Source organism: Desulfopila inferna (genome assembly GCF_016919005.1).
In the GTDB taxonomy this organism is placed as follows: domain Bacteria; phylum Desulfobacterota; class Desulfobulbia; order Desulfobulbales; family Desulfocapsaceae; genus Desulfopila_A; species Desulfopila_A inferna.
On sequence record NZ_JAFFQE010000038.1, the window covers coordinates 1 to 437 of the forward strand.

Consider the following 437-nt stretch of genomic DNA (forward strand, 5'->3'; position numbering starts at 1 on the left):
TGGCGAGGGCGAACAGGCTGGTGGCCTGCCCGGCGGAGACCTTCTCCTGATAGGACAGGCCGGTCCACTCGTAGCCGATGCCGGCCGGCAGTTGCGCGGCCAGGCGCTCCATTTCCGCCATGGCTTCGCCGGTGCTGAAGCCGGGCGCGGCGTCACCGACGATGCGGATCGACGGGTAGCCGTTGTAGCGCACCAATTGCACCGGTCCCTCTTCCCATTTCACGCTGACGAAGGCGCTGAGCGGTACCAGGTTGCCAGCAGCGTTAGGCACGTATAGCTCGAGCACGCTTTCCGGGGTCATCCGGTTGCCCTGTTCGGCCTGGATCACCACCCGCTGTTGGCGCCCCGCATTGGTGAAGTCATTGATCACCTCCGAGCCGAAGGCGGCGGACAGCGTGCCGCTGATGGTCTCGTAGCTCACCCCCAGGGCGCGGGTC

Annotated in this window: 1 protein-coding gene; it reads right to left on the reverse strand. The window is 66.6% G+C overall.

The genetic code is table 11. The features are described from left to right. The coding region (locus tag JWG88_RS21335) for an efflux RND transporter permease subunit (RefSeq protein ID WP_205235838.1) at positions 1-437 on the reverse strand (437 nt) is incomplete at both ends.